This is a genomic window from Fibrobacter sp., from assembly GCA_024399065.1.
In the GTDB taxonomy this organism is placed as follows: Bacteria; Fibrobacterota; Fibrobacteria; order Fibrobacterales; family Fibrobacteraceae; genus Fibrobacter.
On sequence record JAKSIB010000009.1, the window covers coordinates 25762 to 45241 of the forward strand.

Annotated in this window: 19 protein-coding genes; 15 read left to right on the plus strand and 4 right to left on the minus strand. The window is 50.7% G+C overall.

Going from position 1 to position 19480, the window contains the following annotated elements:
- Position 1 precedes the first annotated feature (1 nt).
- The 3 genes from MJZ25_06085 to MJZ25_06095 are packed head-to-tail and all read right to left on the minus strand — an operon-like array spanning position 2 to position 2505.
- Positions 2-1390, minus strand: a complete 1389-nt coding sequence (locus MJZ25_06085; GenBank protein ID MCQ2123738.1) for a prepilin-type N-terminal cleavage/methylation domain-containing protein — start codon at positions 1388-1390, stop codon at positions 2-4.
- Between the two features lie 39 nt (positions 1391-1429).
- Positions 1430-1933, minus strand: coding sequence for a type II secretion system protein (locus tag MJZ25_06090; protein ID MCQ2123739.1), 504 nt, complete (start codon positions 1931-1933; stop codon positions 1430-1432).
- Positions 1930-2505, minus strand: a complete 576-nt coding sequence (locus MJZ25_06095) for a prepilin-type N-terminal cleavage/methylation domain-containing protein (protein MCQ2123740.1) — start codon at positions 2503-2505, stop codon at positions 1930-1932. The genes MJZ25_06090 and MJZ25_06095 overlap by 4 nt, the downstream gene beginning before the upstream one ends.
- A gap of 250 nt (positions 2506-2755) precedes the next feature.
- On the opposite strand from MJZ25_06095, the gene MJZ25_06100 reads away from it, so the two are divergent.
- From MJZ25_06100 to MJZ25_06110, 3 genes are all read left to right on the plus strand, one after another.
- Positions 2756-3676: an Hsp33 family molecular chaperone HslO gene (locus MJZ25_06100; GenBank protein ID MCQ2123741.1), complete on the plus strand. Its 921-nt coding sequence runs from the start codon at positions 2756-2758 to the stop codon at positions 3674-3676.
- Positions 3677-3744: 68 nt separating this feature from the next.
- Complete coding sequence (gene thrH, locus MJZ25_06105) at positions 3745-4362, plus strand: bifunctional phosphoserine phosphatase/homoserine phosphotransferase ThrH (GenBank protein ID MCQ2123742.1); 618 nt, start codon at positions 3745-3747, stop codon at positions 4360-4362.
- A 1-nt stretch (position 4363) separates the two neighbouring features.
- A complete protein-coding gene (locus MJZ25_06110) occupies positions 4364-4678 on the plus strand; it encodes a YbjQ family protein (GenBank protein ID MCQ2123743.1) in 315 nt (104 codons plus the stop codon).
- Between the two features lie 72 nt (positions 4679-4750).
- Here MJZ25_06110 and MJZ25_06115 read toward each other — a convergent pair whose 3' ends face one another.
- Positions 4751-6244, minus strand: a complete 1494-nt coding sequence (locus MJZ25_06115) for a hypothetical protein (protein MCQ2123744.1) — start codon at positions 6242-6244, stop codon at positions 4751-4753.
- A 249-nt stretch (positions 6245-6493) separates the two neighbouring features.
- Between MJZ25_06115 and MJZ25_06120 the strand changes: the two genes are divergently transcribed.
- The 12 genes from MJZ25_06120 to MJZ25_06175 are packed head-to-tail and all read left to right on the plus strand — an operon-like array spanning position 6494 to position 19472.
- Positions 6494-8638: a RelA/SpoT family protein gene (locus MJZ25_06120; GenBank protein MCQ2123745.1), complete on the plus strand. Its 2145-nt coding sequence runs from the start codon at positions 6494-6496 to the stop codon at positions 8636-8638.
- A complete protein-coding gene (locus MJZ25_06125; GenBank protein ID MCQ2123746.1) occupies positions 8635-9228 on the plus strand; it encodes a hypothetical protein in 594 nt (197 codons plus the stop codon). The genes MJZ25_06120 and MJZ25_06125 overlap by 4 nt, the downstream gene beginning before the upstream one ends.
- Before the next feature lie 50 nt (positions 9229-9278).
- Complete coding sequence (locus MJZ25_06130; protein MCQ2123747.1) at positions 9279-9659, plus strand: NADH-quinone oxidoreductase subunit A; 381 nt, start codon at positions 9279-9281, stop codon at positions 9657-9659.
- Entirely contained in the window at positions 9650-10897 is a 1248-nt protein-coding gene (gene nuoB, locus MJZ25_06135) for an NADH-quinone oxidoreductase subunit NuoB (protein ID MCQ2123748.1), read from the plus strand. The genes MJZ25_06130 and nuoB overlap by 10 nt, the downstream gene beginning before the upstream one ends.
- Positions 10894-12045 (plus strand): hypothetical protein, encoded by a 1152-nt coding sequence (locus MJZ25_06140; GenBank protein ID MCQ2123749.1) that lies wholly within the window; start codon positions 10894-10896, stop codon positions 12043-12045. The genes nuoB and MJZ25_06140 overlap by 4 nt, the downstream gene beginning before the upstream one ends.
- An 8-nt stretch (positions 12046-12053) precedes the next feature.
- Positions 12054-13175 carry an NADH-quinone oxidoreductase subunit NuoH gene (nuoH, locus tag MJZ25_06145; protein ID MCQ2123750.1) on the plus strand — a complete coding sequence of 374 codons (1122 nt, stop codon included), beginning with the start codon at positions 12054-12056 and terminating at the stop codon, positions 13173-13175.
- Between the two features lie 14 nt (positions 13176-13189).
- A complete protein-coding gene (locus MJZ25_06150) occupies positions 13190-13666 on the plus strand; it encodes an NADH-quinone oxidoreductase subunit I (protein ID MCQ2123751.1) in 477 nt (158 codons plus the stop codon).
- Entirely contained in the window at positions 13666-14229 is a 564-nt protein-coding gene (locus tag MJZ25_06155) for an NADH-quinone oxidoreductase subunit J (GenBank protein MCQ2123752.1), read from the plus strand. The genes MJZ25_06150 and MJZ25_06155 overlap by 1 nt, the downstream gene beginning before the upstream one ends.
- Positions 14229-14534 (plus strand): NADH-quinone oxidoreductase subunit NuoK, encoded by a 306-nt coding sequence (nuoK, locus tag MJZ25_06160; protein MCQ2123753.1) that lies wholly within the window; start codon positions 14229-14231, stop codon positions 14532-14534. Before MJZ25_06155 ends, nuoK begins: the two co-directional genes overlap by 1 nt.
- A complete protein-coding gene (gene nuoL / locus MJZ25_06165) occupies positions 14527-16482 on the plus strand; it encodes an NADH-quinone oxidoreductase subunit L (protein MCQ2123754.1) in 1956 nt (651 codons plus the stop codon). Before nuoK ends, nuoL begins: the two co-directional genes overlap by 8 nt.
- Before the next feature lie 22 nt (positions 16483-16504).
- Positions 16505-18034 carry an NADH-quinone oxidoreductase subunit M gene (locus tag MJZ25_06170; protein ID MCQ2123755.1) on the plus strand — a complete coding sequence of 510 codons (1530 nt, stop codon included), beginning with the start codon at positions 16505-16507 and terminating at the stop codon, positions 18032-18034.
- Between the two features lies 1 nt (position 18035).
- Complete coding sequence (locus tag MJZ25_06175) at positions 18036-19472, plus strand: NADH-quinone oxidoreductase subunit N (protein ID MCQ2123756.1); 1437 nt, start codon at positions 18036-18038, stop codon at positions 19470-19472.
- Positions 19473-19480 lie beyond the last annotated feature (8 nt).

Below are 19480 nucleotides of genomic sequence, written 5' to 3' on the forward strand. Positions count from 1 at the left end.
CTTAATCTCTAGGACCATTACTTGGGATAGGAATAACTTGACGAACTGTAGAGGTTTCACCATTTTTCTTTACAGACAAAATCAGAAGGAAAGCCTTAACATTCTTTTTGTCGTCCACTTGAGGCACAAACGATTCATCGTCAAAATTGAAATTGGACGTTTCCACCTTCTTAAGTTGAATATCAGAAATCGTTACAGAGCCGTTTGCCGCAACCGGAGAATAGCTAGCGAAGGTAAATGCCATACAGGCATTGGTTATCGAGCTACTCGCAGTAAAACGGAATGTTCTCCTCGTAGGCTCATTTTGAGCTACCGGGAAGAAGAAATTGAAATCATCTAAACCAGGATAGCCATTTCCATCCATATTACGGAAACCAACTGCAGCATAATCTCGCCCAGGGCAGAACATACGACTAAGGTCTTCCTTGAAAGGCAATGAAAAAGAAATTTCGTATTCAATGTTAGCTTCAAGATTTACCTTTTTACAAAGGTCCGGCCAAGATCCAGAACCACTATTAGCCTGTCCAACAAAAACCTGGTTAGCCTTCTTTCCAGAAAGTTCTGGTTGTCCGTTTTCCAGATCATAGTTTGTAGAAAAACCAGAAAGTGTAGCCGATTCCTTATCAGTGGAAGATTCTACAGCTGTAAAGAAGAAATTTCCATCACCATACCTTGGGATAAGTCTAAAAGTCTTTATGCTAGGATCACTATTCGGAAGCAATACAGATTGTTCATAAGCGGATACCGTAGCAGAACCAAGCACACGAGGCTTTGCAGGAACAACCTTAAACCCAGCGATGTTATCAGCCATTTCTACAGCTTGCAAGGCTTCAGAACCGTTCTTTTGCGGGCAATCATTCGAAGCAGTTGAAGACGTATTGGGAATCGTACGACAAGATCTAAACAAAGAATTATTGCGCAAGAACCACTTCACTTCTTCCATTGCCATAAACTCGCCCGTAGTTTCATGGTAGCGAAGTCGACGAACAACCAAGGTATCCGTATTACAACCAGATGCAGGGCACCCATCAGTTTGAGGGACAATTCTAAAGGATGAAGAATCCTTTTTCAATACAGCAGCATTTTGAGGATCAATGTAAATGGAATCACCCGTAAGAAACACATCTGACGTACTTGCTCCACCTTGGTTGGAACTCTTCGCTCCCGTTTGAGAAATATCTTCAGCCATAAGCACCGCAATATTGCTTGCCGTTTCGCTGGACCTGATCATGGATTCTGAACGGACCCTAAACTTCGTACTATCACTGAACACCTGCCCAGCAATAATAACGATGACCCCCACTAGGGCAACATACACCATCAATTCCATGAGGGTAAAGCCCTTTTTAGCGTCATTCGTAATACGACAATTAAAATTTTCCTTCTTCATATCCAAATCACCATAAAAAAGTGAGCATTAAAACGTTCTTTAACGTACCACGCTAGACACAGAAATAGAATGAGGAGTTCCCTTATAAGTCCATTCAACCTCAACATTCAATTTTTTTGCATAGACATGATTCGTGGGATAGTAACTCGTTTCTACAGTACTCTTGTAGTCATCATCATCTGAAATGTCTACGCGGACTGTATAATCAACAGAAGTTGTATGTGCCAACGTTCCTGGAGTTCCTTTCCACTCACGGGTTTTATGCAAAACAAGCTTCTGCTTAGCGCCCGAAGCATCCTTAGTTAGTTGCAACGCAGATACACCCACAGCGGAGAGAGAATCTATAACCTGCTGAGAAACAGCTACAGCACCATCACGAGATCGGACTCGCATAATGGCATCACGGTTGCTGCTTTGCAATTGATTCAAGGCGACAATCATAAAGCCCAAAACCGCGGCGGAAACCAGGATTTCAGCGATGCCAAAGCCAGCTTTACGTCGACGAACTGCAGGAGACAACTTATTTTCTGTTCTTAAAATCATAACGCGAACCATCCTCCATTGTAGGTATAAGAACGGAAACGGTTATCCGTAGGAACCTTGGCAACACCAGCCCACTTACCGGATGTTGTGTATTGCATCAAGAAATAGCCTTCATTGGATTGGTCACTTAAATTGCTTCCTCTAAAGGAATTCAACCCCAATCGAGGAATGAAGTACGCTGATTTTCCCGAAAGATTCGTTGTTGCTCCGGAAACAGGGGAACTTACACCACTAGCCGAGGAGCGAAAAAAGACCCCTCCTTCCAAATTCATAGACTCTACAACATCCCCTTGGCAACCTCCAGCAGTCTTACGCAGTGTTATGGTTGAAGAACCATTTGCGGCTTCAACGCAAAGAGAATCACTTGTTTGCCTAGCTATAGTAGAAGCCTTTTCCAAAAATGCGGCAACATTTACAGCAGCGTCTCGAACGCGATTATTCTGAACCGCACCCTGAAGGCCAACAACACCCATACTTGATAATACGCCGATAATAATAACGACAACTAGGACTTCCACCAGGGTGAAGCCCTTTACATTAACAGCACGATACTTGCGATTTTGTCTAATCATATCCAAGTCCACCAAGAAAACGAAATGTCATGCCGACATCCCATACGAAAATCAATATAACTTAATTTTTACAATAATGTTATTTTAAAGCATTCCTCACACCCCCAAATGAGCCGTAAATCACGTTCAAAAAGGGTTTTCGCCCTCGGATATCCCTACAAGAACAATAGGTTTGTCGTTTTTCCGCTTTCAGACCTTTTAATTTTTGCCGTTTTTGGGCGTTTTGCCTAGAATTACTATATTTGGTGCCATGAATCTTAAGGACCGCATCATTCGATCTACGGGTAAGAAGGCACCCTTCCGCCTGGTTCTTGTGGACATTACCAACACAATGAACGAAATTGGCGCGAAGCACGGGGCTCAGTCTTATTCCCTGAAGTTGTTGGCTGAAACCGCCATTTCCTCCATCTTTTTGAGCAGCAGCCTCAAGATGAAGGGTACCGTTAGCGTAACCGCCACCTTTGGTGGTGAAATTTCCTACGCCAAGGCTGATACCAGCCCCCTCATTAGCCGCAAGGAAGACGAGGAGTCCTACTACTTCGTACGCGCCATGATTCCACAGGACGACCTGCTGGCTATCAAGGGCGACGAACCGGCCCTGATTCCCCAGAATTACCAGGTGGTGAAGCTGAACGAATACGGCAAGCGCGTTCACGAAAGCGTGGTCCAGGCTGTCAGCGCCTCCATGGGCCAGAATTTGGCTACCTACTTGTACCAGTCCGAACAGATCCTTTCCGCTGTGGGTATCGAAGCCCAGTTCAACAAGGAAGATCCCTGTAAGCTGGATTACGCCATCGGTTTCTACGTAGAAGCCTTCCCCGAAATGGAAGAAAAGGACACCACCATCCTGGAACAGGTGGTGCTGAACCTCCCCAAGTTCTCCGACATGTATGCAACCCAGCAGAACGGTGGCAAGACCATGGTGGACGAACTGCTTTTCCAGTTCGAAGGACCTTACGAAATTGAAGTCATCAAGGAATTTGGCGCCAAGGCCTACTGCCCCTGCAGCAAGGAACGCACCATTAGCTCCCTGGCGGCGCTACCTTTAAGCGACTTGAAGGACTTGGAAAAGGAAGGCAAGGATCTTGAAATGGTCTGCGACTTCTGCCGCAACAAGTACACCATTACACTGGACGACCTCCGCGAAATTATCGCCGAACGCAAGAAATAAAACATCAACCTCAAAGGGAGCTTCGCGACCGACCTCAAAGTTCAAAGTGAAGCGTCCTCGGAACTATTATGTTTACTAAGCAATGTGTTGTAACCCTGGACCTGGAAGGCGTTCTCGCCCCCGAAATCTGGATCGCTGTAGCAGAAAAGACCGGCATCGCCGACCTGCGCCTCACCACCCGCGACATCCCCGACTACGATGTTTTGATGAAGGGCCGTATCAAGATCATGGAACGTGAAGGCCTTAAGCTTTCCACCATCCAGGACGTGATCCGTAACCTGGGCCTTTTGAAGGGCGCCCGCGAATTCATGGACACCCTCCGTGACGAAGCCCAGGTAATCATCCTCAGCGATACTTTCCAGGAATTCGCCTACCCCATCATGCAGAACCTGGGCATGCCCACCATTTTCTGCCACAACCTGATTGTGGAAGACGACATGATCAAGGGTTACCACCTGCGCCTCAACGACCAGAAGACCAAGGTGGTCAAGTCCCTGCAGGACCTGAACTTCAAGGTTTTCGCCAGCGGCGACTCCTTCAATGACACTGGCATGCTGAAGCAGGCCGACAAGGGTTGCTTCTTCTGCGCTCCGGACTCCATCGTGGCTCAGTTCCCCCAGTTGGATTCCACCAAGACTTACGCAGAACTTCTTGAAAAGTTCCACCAGTTCCAGGATACTTTGTAATATGAAGCTTTATACAACGGACTTTATTTCTGGAAAAGAAATTGAAACCATCCAGATGGTCAAGGGCAGCATCGTGTTCAGCAAGAACGTGGTTCGCGACGTTTTCGCTGGCCTTAAGTCCATCATTGGTGGCGAACTTGCTGGCTACACCGAAATGCTGGAGCAGGCCCGTCAAGAGGCAACAAACCGCATGGTTATTCAAGCCCAGAACATTGGTGCCGATGCCATCGTATCCGTACGTTTCATGACATCTGCCGTTATGGCTGGCGCCGCAGAAATCATTGTCTACGGCACCGCGGTAAAATTCAAGAAATAAAAAAGAGAACATTACAAAAAAACACCTGGGCGAAAACCCAGGCGTTTTTTTATTCAAAACCCCAAAAAGCTCTTATTTCAGAGTGGGAGTTTCCCAGTCGATCCAATCGGACTTATTCCACTTAATCTGCTCAGAATTCTTGGTGTAGTCAATCTTACCAGTCTTGATTCCATCCTTACCCACCAGGAACTTGTTGATGAAGTCCTTGACTTCGTCAAACTGGCCGTTGGGCAAAGAGCAGTGGGCGTGACCGCCTTCCTGGCTATAGGTGTAGTTTTCGCTTACTCCAAGTGCATCGAACACTTCCTTGGAAGCCTGGCCGCAGTAGTTGGAGGGAACTTCACCAAGCCATTCCTGGCCTGCGTTGTCGATAATCAGCAAGGGACGGGGAGCCACCATACTCACCAGCATGTGCTGATCAAAGGGCAGAGTGTTTTCCTTTCCATCATAGCTCTTGAAGGTAGTCTTCATCCAGTTGCCTTCGGAGCCTGCACTGTTCAAGCCCTGGACAAACTGCTTACCTTTCTGCTTGTTGACCTGTGCGCCAACGCGCCAGAGGGAGGCGCCACCGGAACCGGATTCCTGAGGAATAACCAGGGCGATTCGGGAGTCGAAAGCGCCTGCAGCAAGAGAACCCTTGCCCCAGCGTGAACAGCCTGTAATGCCCAGATGCTTCACATCAATGCCTGCTTCAGGGGTTTTCTCCAGAGCGTCAATCAAGCGGCTAACGCCCCAGGCCCAGGCCATGATGGTACCGGCGCTGGCATTGGATCCGTAAATGTCGTAGAACTTGCCGCTTCCACGATTACTTTCGGGAGCCACGTTATCGGGATTGAAGATAATCTGGGCAATATCAAGACCAGTGAGTGCTCCACCTAGGCTACCACAGGTATTGCCCATAAAGCCACCGCCAAAGCCAATCATTGCAGGCTTCGGGTTATCCTTGGTTCCTGCACCACTGATGTTTACAGCAAAGGAAGCGGACTTACCCTTGTCGGTCACCGTCACTGTAAAGGTGCTTCCAGCTAGTTTACCTTCCACCTTTTCGGGATTGCGGGGCTTGTCGCCGTACATGATCTTTTCGTACATGGCGCCAATTTCTTCTCTGCGGCACTTCCATTCATCCTTGGTGGAAATTCTTGTTCCTGCGAGAGTCTTGAAGGGGTCAGGCAGCTTTGCATTGTTGATGCTGGTGGGAATATCACCGATGGTGCATTCGTCGCGGTAATCCTCCTTGAATGTTGCCGCGGGAAGTTCCGCTACACTACTGGAGCTTAACACTCCCTCGCTGCTAGAACTCGCAATCACGCTAGAGCTGGAAGCAGTCGCACTACTGGAAAATACGGCACTGCTAGAATTTGGAATGTCCGTAATTCCCGCAACTGAACTGCTGGACAAGCCCACATCAGCAACGTTGCTGCTAGAAGACTCATCGGCAACCCCAGCTTCAGAACTGTAGCCGAGATCGTCGTTACCAGGATTTACGGAATTATTATCGTCGCCGCAGGCGCCAAATACACCTAAAACGGCCAAGGCCGTAATGGCCATGCACTTTGTACTCTTCATTTTTAACCCAAAACAACCTCATCCCAACCATTTGAGATGGAGGTAGCATAAATATAAGTTTTCGCAGTGTTCTTCATCACATTGTCTTGTCGGATTGCGTTGTCCACAGACAACAACCTTACACCAACTTTACCCACGCTCGGGGTATTCCAATTTGGAATATTTAGCCAAACGGGAAAAACCCTATTTTCTGCTTATTTTTGCCGTTTTTCCAACCAGTTATCAATTTTTTAGATATACTTGATAATAATGGAACAGGTCACCCTTTCATCTAATCAGGAGCACATTGTTGACGTGCTCATCCGAAAGAATCCGGCACTGGAACGCGGGATTCTCGAAAAGGCTGTTGCCTTCATTGCTACCGCCCACGAAGGTCAGTACCGCAAGAGCGGCATGCCTTATACAGAACATCCCTACGAAGTAGCAAAGATTCTCGCAGACCTTAAGCAAGACCAGCCCACCGTTCTCGCCGGCCTCTTGCACGACGTTGTCGAAGATACTGAATATACCTTGGAACAGCTTTCCGAAATGTTCGGCGAAGATGTGGCATTCATGGTGGACGCTGTTACAAAGATTACTGCAGCCCAGGAAGCCAACAAGACTGCCCAAAAGGCTGAAACATACCGTAAGCTCATTATCGCCATGGCCAAGGATCCCCGAGTCATCATGATCAAGATCGCGGACCGCATCCACAACATGCGTACCATGCGTTACATGAAGCCGGAAAAGCGTCAGGCCATCGCCCAGGAAACCCTGGACATCTATATTCCGCTGACACACCGTTTCGGTCTCTACAGGCTTAAAACTGAACTTGAAGACTTGAGTTTCAAGTACGTCAATCCCGATGAATACCAGAAGCTGGTGGACGCCCTTATCGAGAATAAGGAATCCCGTGAAAAGTATATCCAGTCCGTGATTGGCCCGCTTCAGTTCAAGATGGCTTTGGAAGACTTTGACTGTACAATCCAGGGCCGCACCAAGAACATTTACAGCATTCACAACAAGATGATTAGCCGAGGCTGTCAATTCGAAGACATCTTCGATATTTTCGCCATCCGAATCATCGTGGAATCTATTCCGGAATGCTACCTGGCACTCGGTTACGTTCATAACCTCTGGACTCCGCTCCAGAGCCGTTTCAAGGATTACATTGCCACCCCCAAGCCCAACCTTTACCAGAGTATTCATACCACGGTGATCGGCCCGGACAACAAGATGGTGGAAGTCCAGATCCGCACCAAGGATATGGACATTGTGGCAGAAAAGGGTTTCGCAGCCCACTGGGCCTACAAGCTGGAAACACAGCACGAAGGCGAAGAACTGGCATGGCTGAACCACATGGTGAAGCTGCAGTCCGAAATTTCCGACTCCAAGGAATACCTGGACTTCCTGAAGGTGGACTTGAAACCTCAGGGCATGACCGTGTTTACCCCCAAGGGAACTTCCATCGAACTTCCCGACGGAGCCATCGTCCTGGACTTTGCTTTTGCGGTCCATACCGAACTGGGCCTGCATTGCATTGGTGCCCGCATCAACGATGAAGTGGTGAACTTGGACAAAGTCGTCCCCAATGGCGCTACAGTCCAGATTCTTAAGAGCCCCCACCAGGAACCTAGCCCCGAATGGCTGGAGATGGTCAAGACCGTCAAGGCCAAGCAGGAACTGCGTCGCTGGATCCGTTCCAGCACCATCCAGCAGGCAAAGGAACTGGGCAAGGAAATCTGGATCCGCGAACTTCACCTGCAGAAGATTGAAAAGGACAAGCGCCCCAAGGAAGAGGACATCAACAAGTACTTCGGCACCGAGGACATCAACGATTTCTTCCAGCGCATTGGCGAGGGCGAACTGCCACTGGTAGACATCCAGCACTTTATCAGCGGTGGCCGCGACGTGACCAAGGAATCCGCATCCCTCCGTTTCTTCCCTGGCTTCAACAAGGACAAGAAACTGGACGTTCGCGACGAAATGCCGCTGCAGATTGGCGGCGAAACAAAGCTTCTCATTCACTTTGGCAAGTGCTGCGGCCCCGTGCCAGGCGACAAGATTATAGGCGTACTTCGCCCCCAGATCGGCATCGAAATCCATTGTGCCGACTGTGCCGAGCTCAAGAAGTTGCCCAAGGAACAGCAGGTGGCCGTGGAATGGAACGAAGAAACAAGCCATTCCTTCACCACCCACCTGACTATTGAAACTGACAACCGCAAGAACATTACTTTGGATGTACTCACGGAACTGAAGAAGGCCAACATCTTCCTGGAAAGAATGACTGTGGCAAGCAAGCATTCCTCCGGCCGAATCAAGATTGTCTGCAAGGCCTTCCGTAAGGACCAGATTGAATCCGTAATGAATTGCATCAAGAACATTTCCGGAGTCCACGAGGTAGTTAAAGTATGATTTCCACTTTGCACCATAGCGACTACACCTTAAAGAACCGCGCCTTCAACTGCCGAATGCGCAATCGCTATTACGAAGAAGTCTACTATGCCTTCCGAGCCCTTTTCCCCAACGAAGTTGCCGAACGTAAGGAGCCAAACCCGGTGGCGGACGCCATCTGGTTCCAGCACCTGAGTCGCGAAATCAAGCGTTACGAGCGCCTGCTCATGACCTGTCTGGAATATGCCCAGGCTGCCGTTTTTTATGGAAAAAACGGCAATGCGGCCCTCTACTCCAAGGACAAGCGCTGGGGTATCCTCCAGGAAGAGATCTTCTTGGTACACTTTTTGCAAGAGTTACAATCTACGACCCGCTACGTGATTGCCCGAATCGAAACTGACCAGATGCTCCAGCAGTGGAGCGGCGAAATGCAGGACATGAAGGCTAAGCCGGTGGGTTCTGGTTATGTGAACGCTATCCAGGAAAAGCTGAACGAAATGAATGCCGCAACCATCGTCGAATTCAAGGACTTGCTCAAGCATGTTCTGGACCGATTCCAGATCGGCAACACTTTGTTCGGAACCGTCCAGGAATTGCAGAATTTCTATTAGGAGGCTCGAGGTTCGAGGCACGAGGTAAAGAGTTTTAATTAAGGTAATATATGTCTGAATACATTATTCTATCCATATTCCTATTCCTAGGTGCGTTCATCGCGGCGGCAGCCACGGTAGTTGGCCTTTTGCTAGGCTACCGCACCCGAAAAACCAAAAACAAGATGTTGCCATACGAATGCGGTATGGAAACTTTCGGCAATGCCCGTATCCAGTTCAAGGTGGGCTACTACGTGTTTGCATTGCTTTTCCTTGTTTTTGACGTCGAAGCTTTGTTCCTGCTCCCGGTCATGGCCAATTTCAAGGAAATCATGGCAGGGAACACAGCACTCTCCCCCATTGTGGTGGTGGTTGACTTGGTGATCTTCTTGGCGATTCTGGTTTCCGGCCTCGCCTACGCTTGGAAAAAAGGAATTCTCAAATGGGAATAATCAATTTTGCACCTAAGATCCTGGATCCCATTCCCGGCGGCAAGTATGTTGTCAATGCCGTGGACTATGTGGTAAACTGGGCTAGAGCCAATTCCATTTGGCCCCTGACTTACGGTACCAGCTGCTGCGCTATCGAAATGATGAGTAGCTCCATGGCCCGTTACGACATCGCTCGCTTCGGTTCCGAAGTGTTCCGCGCCTCCCCCCGTCAGGCCGACTTGTTCATCCTAGCAGGTACCATTACGAAGCGCATGACTCCCGCAATCCAGATGCTGTGGGAACAGATGCCGGGCCCCAAGTACGTACTTGCCATGGGCGCTTGCACCATCAGCGGCGGCCCTTTCATTTACGACAACTATTCCGTGGTCCGCGGCGCACAGAATATTCTTCCGGTGGACGTATTCGTGCCTGGTTGTCCGCCCCGCCCCGAAGCTTTGTTCCACGGTCTCCTTACACTTCGTGAAAAGATTCTCAAGGAAACCTGCCGCAGCCCCTGGCAGGAAGGCTATCCCGAGGATGTTTCCCGCGTGGACCGTTACCGTGAAGCAGCCAAGGCCTGGGCTGAACTTGAAAAGATCAAGGACGAGGAAATGGCGGAAGCCCGCGAAAAGTTCAAGGCTGAAAATCCTGACTACAAGAGCGCCTTCAAGCCTGTCCGCGTGGTGAAGGAAGCCTTCCCGGAAGTGGAACGCCCGGCTGCAGCAGAACTCACCGCAGGTGAACTCTCCCAGGCTGACATTTTCGACAAGATCAAGGCTAAGTTCGAAAGTGCAACGGTGGACGAAGCAATCCTCGCTACCGCAAGTTCCGACAGCCCGGTGGAAATTACACTGGATGTAAAGGACTACTTTGCTGCTACAGAATTTGTAAAGAACGATCCGGCCCTCAAGATGGATTACCTCATCGATGTAACTGCCATCGACTACCCGGACCACTTTGAATTGATTACCCAGCTTCGCAGCATCGATTTGGGACACAAGGTCTTCTTCTGCATCCCGCTGAAGAAGGACGAATCTATTCCCGAAGAAAAGCGCGCCACGTCCCTGCTTGCAAAGGTCCCCAGCATTACGGGTCTGTACCCTGCCGCAAGCGTCAAGGAACGCGAGGTCTACGATATGTTCGGCATCAACTTTGTGGGTCACGACGACCTGCGCCGCATTTTCCTGGACAAGGATTTCGTCGGTTTCCCGCTGCGTAAAGATTTCACTCACCCCGAAATGATTAAGAGGCCCGTATGAGTATGACACAGCTCCCCCCGGGATTCAAAATCATCCGTGACGAAAATAGCGAAGCCTATTCCGACGAATTCTTCGTCAACATGGGCCCACAGCACCCCAGTACCCACGGTGCCCTCCGCCTCGCCATCCGCATGGACGGTGAAACCATCGTAGAACTGGTTCCCCATCACGGCTACATTCACCGCGGCATGGAAAAGCAGGCCGAGTCCATGAGCTACCTGCAGTACATTCCCATGTCCGACCGTCAAGACTATTTGACCGCCATCCAGAACAACCTGGGTGTGGTTCTCGCCTACGAAAAGGGCATGAACGTAGGCGTTCCTCTTCGTCAGGAATACATCCGCGTTATGCTTCAGGAACTTGGCCGTATTGCAAGCCACCTGGTGTTCTTCGGCTGCTTCGGCGGCGACCTGGGCGGACAAACCTGCTTGCTCTTCGGTTTCAAGGAACGTGAAATGATTCACGACATCCTGGAAGAGGTTACCGGTTCTCGCTTGACCATGAACTTCTTTAGACCGGGTGGCAGCCGTTTCGACGTGCCCGACACCTTTATCCCCCGCGTAAAGGCTTTCCTGGAACACCTGGAAACCACCATGAAGGATTACGAACGTTTCCTCAGCAAGAACGTAATCGTTCGCGAACGTAGCATCGGTATCGGCGTTCTCTCCAAGGAAGACGCTATCGCCTACGCATGCTCCGGCCCCGTGGCCCGCGCAAGCGGCGTAAACTTCGACGTTCGTCGCAACAATCCTTACAGCATTTACAGCCAGCTGGAATTTGATGTGCCTGTGACCTACAATGGTGACTGCTACGACCGCTACAACGTCCGTATCGCAGAAATCCACGAATCCATGCGCATCCTTCGCCAGTGCGTCGACAAGTTCCCCTCCGAAGGTCCGTGGCGCAGCAAGGAAAAGCCCGTAAAGCTGAATCCTGGCCGTTACTACAGCGAAATCGAAACCGCCAAGGGCCTTTACGCAACCTACGTGGTGGCTGCTGCAGGCGACAAGCCTTACCGCATTCATACCCGCGGCCCCAGCTTCCCCCACATTGGCGTGTTGAACAAGATGTGCCAGGGTTTGACCGTTTCGGACTTGGTAACCATCATGGCTACCCTGGACCCTGTGATCCCGGAAATTGACAGGTAGGTAATTACATGTTCGTTCCCTCCATAACTAATCCTGTTGGCGACTTTGTTCGAGAATGGGTACCGAAGCTTGCAGAATATCTGCCGGCAGCAATTCAGTCCGATACCTTGAACAATATCGTTGCCTTTTTGATTAACGCCGTCATCTGCGTCATCGCAGTTTGCGTCGTGAACATCGGTTCCGCACCGATCCTCATCTACATGGAACGTAAGGTTTGCGCTCACGTGCAATGCCGTCTCGGCCCCATGCGCCTTGGCTGGCACGGTACCATCCAGACCATCGCCGACGTTCTGAAGATGCTCTTCAAGGAAGTCTACGCACCTGGTGGAGTTGACAAGTTCGTCTACTTCCTGGCTCCGCTGATTGTGCTGATTGCACCCTTCATGGTGGCAGCATTGATCCCCTTCGGCCAGAACCTGGTGGTTGCAGACATCGACATGGGCATTCCCCTGATTATCGCCATCAACGGTTTCGGCGTGCTGGGCATTTTGCTTGGCGGCTGGTCCAGTAACAACAAGTACTCCTTGCTCGGTGCTCTTCGTAGCGGCGCACAAATGATCAGCTACGAAATCTCCTTTGCCTTGGTACTTTTGTTCGTGGTCATGATCTCCGGTTCCACCAACCTGATGACCATCACCCAGACCCAGAGCGGCACCGTCTTTGACTGGATGATTTTCAAGGTTCCCGTACTTGGCTTTATCGCCTTCATCCTGTTCTTCATTTCTTCTACTGCAGAAATGAACCGCGCACCTTTCGACATTGCCGAAGCTGAACAGGAATTGACCGGTGGTTATCATACTGAATATAACGGCACACCCTTCGCCATGTTCTACTTGGCAGAATACATCGCATTGGTGACCAACTCCTCCCTGGCAGTGACTTGCTTCCTGGGCGGTTTCCACGCACCTTGCCTGGGCATTGCCGCAATTGACGGATACCTCACCATGATTCCGGGAGTTATCTGGTTCTTTGCCAAGGTATTCTTTATGATTTGGTGCTACATGATGGTCCGCTGGACTTTCGTCCGCCCCCGTGTAGACCAGCTGATGAGTTTTGAATGGAAATTCCTGCTGCCCCTGAACCTGCTGATGCTGGTGGCTGGCGCTGCTTATGTGGCTTTGGTAGGCTAAGGTAGAGGTATTTTATGGATCAGAAAAAGATTTCTACAAAACAGTACTTCAAGACTTACTTGAAAAAGTGCGTTACTGGCCCGTGGAGCCTTCTCTGCGGTTTGTCCGTGAGCCTCAAGTATTTCTTCAATCCGAAAAAGATTGTCACGGAACAGTATCCGGAAAATCGCAAGACCTTGAAGATGCACGAACGTTTCCGCGGCCGCCTTTCCATGGTGGAAGACGCCGAAGGTAACAACCGTTGCACCGCTTGCGGCATGTGCGAACGTAGCTGCCCCAATGGAAGCATCAACGTTCAAGCAACAAAGAACATCGCCGGCAAGAAGGTCCTGGGTCGTTACGTGTATCACTTTGCAAGTTGCACCCAGTGCGGCCTCTGCGTAGAAGCCTGCCCCTTCGGCGCCATCGAAATGGCTCCTGAATTTGAAGTGGCTACTACCGACATCAACTCGCTGGAAATGATTTTGAACAAGAAGGAGGGTCAAGGCTAATGTTCCCGTCTCTTTCAAGTTTGGCAAACGTATTCCCCACAGGCGGAATCGACATTGCCTTCTACGTGGTCGCATTCGTCATGGTGGTGACAGCCATCTGCACTGTTGCGGTCAAGAACATTTTGCAGAGCGCAGTATTCCTCATTTTCTCCTTTGTAGGAACTACCGTTCTCTACTTGCTGCTCCACGCTGAATTCAACGCCCTGGCACAGATCATGGTGTACATCGGCGGCGTGGTCATCTTCGTTATCTTCACCATCTTGCTCACAAGCCATTTGGGCGAAGAAGCTTTCTCCACGAAGATTCCCCGCTACTTTGCAGCATTCGCAATTTCCATTGCATTCGTCGCCATCATGGCCAAGTGCCTGGTGCCGGTGCAGGAACTTGTAACTACCGCAGCAACAGCTCCCGAAGGATTCGCATCCTTGAAGGCATTGTCTGTTCGCTTGCTGGGCTACGGCGCCGACGGTTTCATTCTTCCCTTTGAAATCGTAAGCGTATTATTGCTGGCAACCTTGATTGGCGCAATTACTATCGCTCGCCGCGGCAAGGAGGAAAAGTAATGACTTTGATGAATTGCCTTATCCTCTCGTTCATCCTTTTTGGCATTGGCCTTTGGGGCCTTATGCGTCGCCGCCACTTGGTGGGCATGCTGATTTCCACCGAAATCATGCTGAACGCAGCCAACATGAACTTTATCTCGTTTGCCTACTTTAGCGCAAAGGACGCTACCGCAGGTTCCGTGTTTAGCATTTTCGTCATCGCAGTGACCGCATGCGAAATGGCAGTGGCCTTGGCCATTATCGTTAGCATGTACCGCCGTCGCAAGAGCCTTGACGTAGAACAGTTGAGGGATCTCCATGATTAATGACGTCTCTATCAGCTATCTCATTTTCCTGATGCCGCTCCTCACTTTCGTGGTGAACGGCCTCTTCCTGGGCAAGCGTTCCGCCAAGGGTGCCGCAGCATTCGCCATCGTCTGCAACGGTATTGCCATGGTTTCAGCATTGCTGCTTGCCGTCAGCTACTTCACTTCCGGCTATGCCCCGCAGAAAGCGATTCTCTTTGAACTTCCCTTCTTGAAGTTCGCAGAAACCTTCGCTGCAAACATTGGCCTCTTGGTAGACCCGCTTTCTATCATGATGCTGGTGGTGGTTACCTTCATCGCGTTCCTGGTGAATATCTACAGCGTAGGCTATATGCGCGGCGACCGTGCCGAGGGTCGATTCTTCGCACTGCTTTCCCTGTTCAGCTTTAGCATGCTGGGCCTTGTGGCTGCAACCAACCTTTTCCAGATGTTCATCTTCTGGGAACTGGTGGGCGTCTCCAGCTACCTGCTTATCGGTTTCTGGTACCACAAGCCTTCTGCAGTTAGTGCTTCCAAGCAGGCATTCATCCTCACCCGCTTTGCCGACAGTTTCTTCCTGCTGGGCATCGTGATCGTGAGCTTCGTGGTACAGAGCTTTGACTTCGAAAAGATCAACGCCCTTACCTTGAGTGCATTCCAGAGCCAGTTCATTGACCTTGGCTTTATGGTGATGACCAAGGCAGAAGCTCTTGTTCTCGGCGGCGTCCTGATTTTCACCGGTGGCTGGGGCAAGTCTGCAATGTTCCCCATGCACATTTGGTTGCCGAATGCTATGGAAGGTCCGACCCCGGTTTCCTCCATCATTCACAGTGCCACCATGGTGGTGGCTGGCGTTTACCTGGTAGCTCGTCTGTTCCCCTTCTTCGCTCTCAGCGGAAGCACCATGAACTTGATTATGGTGGTGGGCGCATTCACTATGGTATTTGCAGCTGTTATCGCCTGCACTCAGAAGGATATTAAGCGCATTCTCGCTTACTCTACCCTTTCTCAGTTGGGTTACATGATGTTCTCCCTGGGCGCTTGCCGTATGGGTGACGTTGTGGTCACCACCGGCTGGACCGCATCTACTTACCACATTTTCACTCACGCATTCTTCAAGTGCAGTTTGTTCCTTATCGCAGGTTCCCTGATTCATCAGGTTCATACCAACGATTTGGACGCCATGGGCGGTCTCCGCAAGAAGATGCCCTTGACCTATGTCTGCGCATTGATTTCCATTCTCGCCATTTCCGGTATCCCGCCGTTCTCCGGTTTCTTCTCCAAGGACGAAATCATTCTGACGGCATTCCAGGGACACCATTACGTGGTATTCGGCTTGGCTCTCCTGACCAGCGGTCTCACCACCTTCTACATGTTCCGTCTGTTCTTCCTTGCCTTCCACGGCGCACCCCGCTCCGAAAGCGTCAAGGCCGGACACGTTCACGAAGACTTCTTTATGACTCTCCCCATTGCAATTCTTGCCGTGCCTGCTTTGGCCAGCGGTTTTGCAGCAAAGGGTCTGTTTGAAGAATTCTTTGTTCCGGGCAAGTTGAATGTTCCGCAGTTGGTTCAGTTGGCAGAAGCCCACTGGATTCCCTACGTTGCCGTAGCAATCGCAGTTGTAGCATTGCTCATCGCCTGGGTTCTTTACGCAAGCCCCAAGGCTAAGGTGGAACGCGCCCTCGACGACATCAACCGCGGCAGCGTCTACAAGGTGATTTACCACAAGTTCTATTTCGATGAAATGTACTACGCCGTGGTTCGCCAGTTCGTTATCGGCGGCATTGCTCGCGCAGCTCGTTTCATCCAGGATTACATCATCGAAGGTATCCTTGCTTTCGTCGTGTGGTTCGTACATACATTGGGCAGTCTTGTTCGTCGCGCCCAGAGCGGCAACTTGACTTTCTACCTGGGAACCCTGGTGGTCGGCGTACTGCTGTGGCGTTTCTTCGGTCAGCTTCCGTTTTAAGGATTGAGAGGTTATAAGTACTATGGATACATTACTTTTTAATCTGATTTGGCTCATCCCGCTTTTGACAGTTCTCGTCTGCGTTCCAATTCCGGGAACCAAGGCAAAACTGATCAAGGGCATCCACGCCTTCTCCGGAACTTTCGTTCTGGCCCTGGTAGGATACCTCACCTACCGAGTATATGCACTTTCCGGAACTCCTATCGATGACAAGGCTGCCCCGCTGTTCCTCCGATTCTTTACGGACATTCCCTGGATCAATTCCCTGAACGCACACTACATCGTTGGCGCCGACGGCCTCAACATGTTCCTGTTGCTCCTTACCGCGGTAATCGTGTGGGGCGGCATTCTCGTAAGCTGGGAAATCAAGGGAAACCAGAAGGTATTCTTCGCCTTGATCCAGATGCTTGCCACAAGCGTCTACGGCGTTTTCATGAGCATGGACTTGGTTCTGTTCTTCGTGTTCTACGAAATGGAAGCCTTGTGCATGTACCTGATGATTGCCGGTTACGGTTCCGGCCGCAAGGACTACGGCGGTAAGAAACTTACCTTGACTCTCGCCTTCGGCTCTTCCATGATTCTGGCAACCCTTTTCGGCCTCTACTTCGAAAGCGGTTCTACCAGCTGGAGCCTTGTGGAACTTTCCAAGACTACCCTCCCCACAAGTTTCCAAATGTGGGCATTCCCCCTGATGTTCATGGGCTTTGCCGTTAGCTCCTCTTTGTTCCCGTTCCACTTCTGGAGCCCGGACGGTCACGCTTCTGCACCTACTGCAGTTTCTATGCTGGCAGCAGGCGTCATGATGAAGATGGGTGCTTACGGTTGCCTTCGCGTCGCCATGTTCCTTATGCCGGAAGCAGCAAAGGTTTGGCTCCCCTACGTTGTGGCTCTCCTGATCTTCAACGTGGTTCTCGGCCCCTTCATTGCCCTTCGCCACAAGGACCTTAAGTACATCACTGCTTACAGTTCCATCAGCCACTTGGGCCTTATCTTCCTGGGCCTCGCCGCCATCACTCCGGTGGGTCTCCGCGGCGCATCCCTCCAGATGATTTCCCACGGTTTCTTGACTGGTTTGTTCTTCGCAACCATCGGTATGATTTACGAACGTACCCACACTCGTGACATTACCGAAATGGGCGGCATTATGCGCAAGGTTCCCTTCCTTGGTGTAGGCTTCGCTATCGCAGGTTTCGCAGGTCTCGGCTTGCCGGGCTTCAGCGGTTTCGTTGCCGAAAGCAATATTTTCATTGGCGCTTTCGCTCAGGATTCCACCCTCACCCGCGTTGTGACAATCCTTGCAATTCTTTCTATCACCACCACGGCAGTTTACATTCTGCAGACTGCAAACCGCATGCTCCACGGCAATATGCCCGCCAAGTACGAAACTTTGACCGATGCAAACCTTCGCGAAAAGATTGTGGTTGTGGTTCTCGTTCTCTGCTTGCTTTTGATCGGTATTTTCCCGGGTTGGATTGCAGATATGCTTGACCAGAGCATCGCTCCCATCTTTGCAAAACTTGCAGCAGCCCAAGCACCGGTGATTGGAGGTTAAAATGAGTTTTACTGTACCTAATTTCATCATCCCCGATCTCGTTCTTCTGATTCTTCCCTTCCTCGTGATCGGATGCCGCCTGGTCATCAAGAATTCCAAGTTGCCTTGGCGCTTGGCTTGCGTTGGCCTCATCGCAGTATTCGTGATGCTGAACTTCTTGCCTCTGGTTGGAGGCGAAGGCAATTACTTCATTAGCAACTGGCGCGTAGACGACTTTGGAGTTCTCATGCGTGAAGTGCTTACCTTGAGCGCCCTGCTGGGCCTGCTCCTGGCAAAGGACTACTTCGATCATGGCGCCGATGGCAAGCCCCAGATGAACCAGATTGCAGAATTCGCAGGAACCGTGGCATTCGCAACCTTCGGCGGTTACATTGTTGTATCCGCATGCGATTTGCTCACCTTCTTCCTGGGCCTGGAAATGGCAACCATCCCCATGTACATTCTGACCGCTTGGAACAAGAAAGACCAGATGGGTTCCGAAGCAGCCACCAAGTACATCTTGATGGGTTCTGTGGCAACCGCATTTGAATTGTTCGGTTTCAGCTACCTCTACGGTTTCGCAGGCTCTATCAGCTTCGACGTCATCCAGAGCGCCGCTGCCGCAGGAACATCTCCGCTGCTGTGGATCGCCGTACTGTTCCTCTTCTGCGGAATCGGTTTCAAGCTGACCTTGTTCCCGTTCTACACTTGGGCTCCGGACGTTTACGAAGGCGCACCGTCTCCTGTTACCGCCCTTTTGGCAGTAACTTCCAAGGCTACCGCCATCGCATTCCTCGTCGTCCTGATTTACGGCCCGTTGGCTCCTGTGCAGGAACAGATTGCTCCGCTGATCGCTCTTCTCGCAGGTGTTACCTTGTTCGTAGGCAACCTGGGCGCTTTGAAGCAGATCCGTCTCCGCCGCTTCATGGCCTACAGCTCTATCGCTCAGGCAGGTTACATCATGGTTGCTCTCCTCGGCCCTGCCGACACAGCAAAGACAGCCATCATCTACTACCTGTTCCTCTACACCTTGGCTAACTACCTGGCATTCTTTGTGTTCGGGGTCATTGGCCATCGTCGCGAAGAATCCTTCGATTCTCTCAGAGGTCTTTCCAAGCAGAACGTCAGCCTTGCAACCGCTTTGGCAGTAGCAATGTTCAGCTTGGCAGGTATTCCGCCTCTTGCAGGTTTCTTTGGTAAGTTCCACTTGTTCTTCAGCGGTGCATCCACTGGTCACTACGCTCTCGTGGTATTTGCCGTTCTGAACAACGTGTTGGCTCTCTACTACTACTTGCAGGTCATCAAGAGTGCCTGGGCTGACGAACCGGAAGGAGAACTTACTCCCCTCCGTATGACCAAGCGTCAGATCATCGTCACCTTCCTGCTGACCGCAGCAGTAATCCTCATGGGTGTTCTCCCCCACTTGAGCAACAACATCTTCGCAGGATTCTCTCTGTAGATTTTCCC

Coding starts and splice junctions, on each gene's coding strand:
- MJZ25_06085 (MCQ2123738.1), bottom strand. CDS start 1,390: ATGAAGAAGGAAAATTTTAATTGTCGTATTACGAATGACGCTAAAAAG.
- MJZ25_06090 (MCQ2123739.1), bottom strand. CDS start 1,933: ATGATTTTAAGAACAGAAAATAAGTTGTCTCCTGCAGTTCGTCGACGT.
- MJZ25_06095 (MCQ2123740.1), bottom strand. CDS start 2,505: ATGATTAGACAAAATCGCAAGTATCGTGCTGTTAATGTAAAGGGCTTC.
- MJZ25_06100 (MCQ2123741.1), top strand. CDS start 2,756: ATGAATCTTAAGGACCGCATCATTCGATCTACGGGTAAGAAGGCACCC.
- thrH (MCQ2123742.1), top strand. CDS start 3,745: ATGTTTACTAAGCAATGTGTTGTAACCCTGGACCTGGAAGGCGTTCTC.
- MJZ25_06110 (MCQ2123743.1), top strand. CDS start 4,364: ATGAAGCTTTATACAACGGACTTTATTTCTGGAAAAGAAATTGAAACC.
- MJZ25_06115 (MCQ2123744.1), bottom strand. CDS start 6,244: ATGAAGAGTACAAAGTGCATGGCCATTACGGCCTTGGCCGTTTTAGGT.
- MJZ25_06120 (MCQ2123745.1), top strand. CDS start 6,494: ATGGAACAGGTCACCCTTTCATCTAATCAGGAGCACATTGTTGACGTG.
- MJZ25_06125 (MCQ2123746.1), top strand. CDS start 8,635: ATGATTTCCACTTTGCACCATAGCGACTACACCTTAAAGAACCGCGCC.
- MJZ25_06130 (MCQ2123747.1), top strand. CDS start 9,279: ATGTCTGAATACATTATTCTATCCATATTCCTATTCCTAGGTGCGTTC.
- nuoB (MCQ2123748.1), top strand. CDS start 9,650: ATGGGAATAATCAATTTTGCACCTAAGATCCTGGATCCCATTCCCGGC.
- MJZ25_06140 (MCQ2123749.1), top strand. CDS start 10,894: ATGAGTATGACACAGCTCCCCCCGGGATTCAAAATCATCCGTGACGAA.
- nuoH (MCQ2123750.1), top strand. CDS start 12,054: ATGTTCGTTCCCTCCATAACTAATCCTGTTGGCGACTTTGTTCGAGAA.
- MJZ25_06150 (MCQ2123751.1), top strand. CDS start 13,190: ATGGATCAGAAAAAGATTTCTACAAAACAGTACTTCAAGACTTACTTG.
- MJZ25_06155 (MCQ2123752.1), top strand. CDS start 13,666: ATGTTCCCGTCTCTTTCAAGTTTGGCAAACGTATTCCCCACAGGCGGA.
- nuoK (MCQ2123753.1), top strand. CDS start 14,229: ATGACTTTGATGAATTGCCTTATCCTCTCGTTCATCCTTTTTGGCATT.
- nuoL (MCQ2123754.1), top strand. CDS start 14,527: ATGATTAATGACGTCTCTATCAGCTATCTCATTTTCCTGATGCCGCTC.
- MJZ25_06170 (MCQ2123755.1), top strand. CDS start 16,505: ATGGATACATTACTTTTTAATCTGATTTGGCTCATCCCGCTTTTGACA.
- MJZ25_06175 (MCQ2123756.1), top strand. CDS start 18,036: ATGAGTTTTACTGTACCTAATTTCATCATCCCCGATCTCGTTCTTCTG.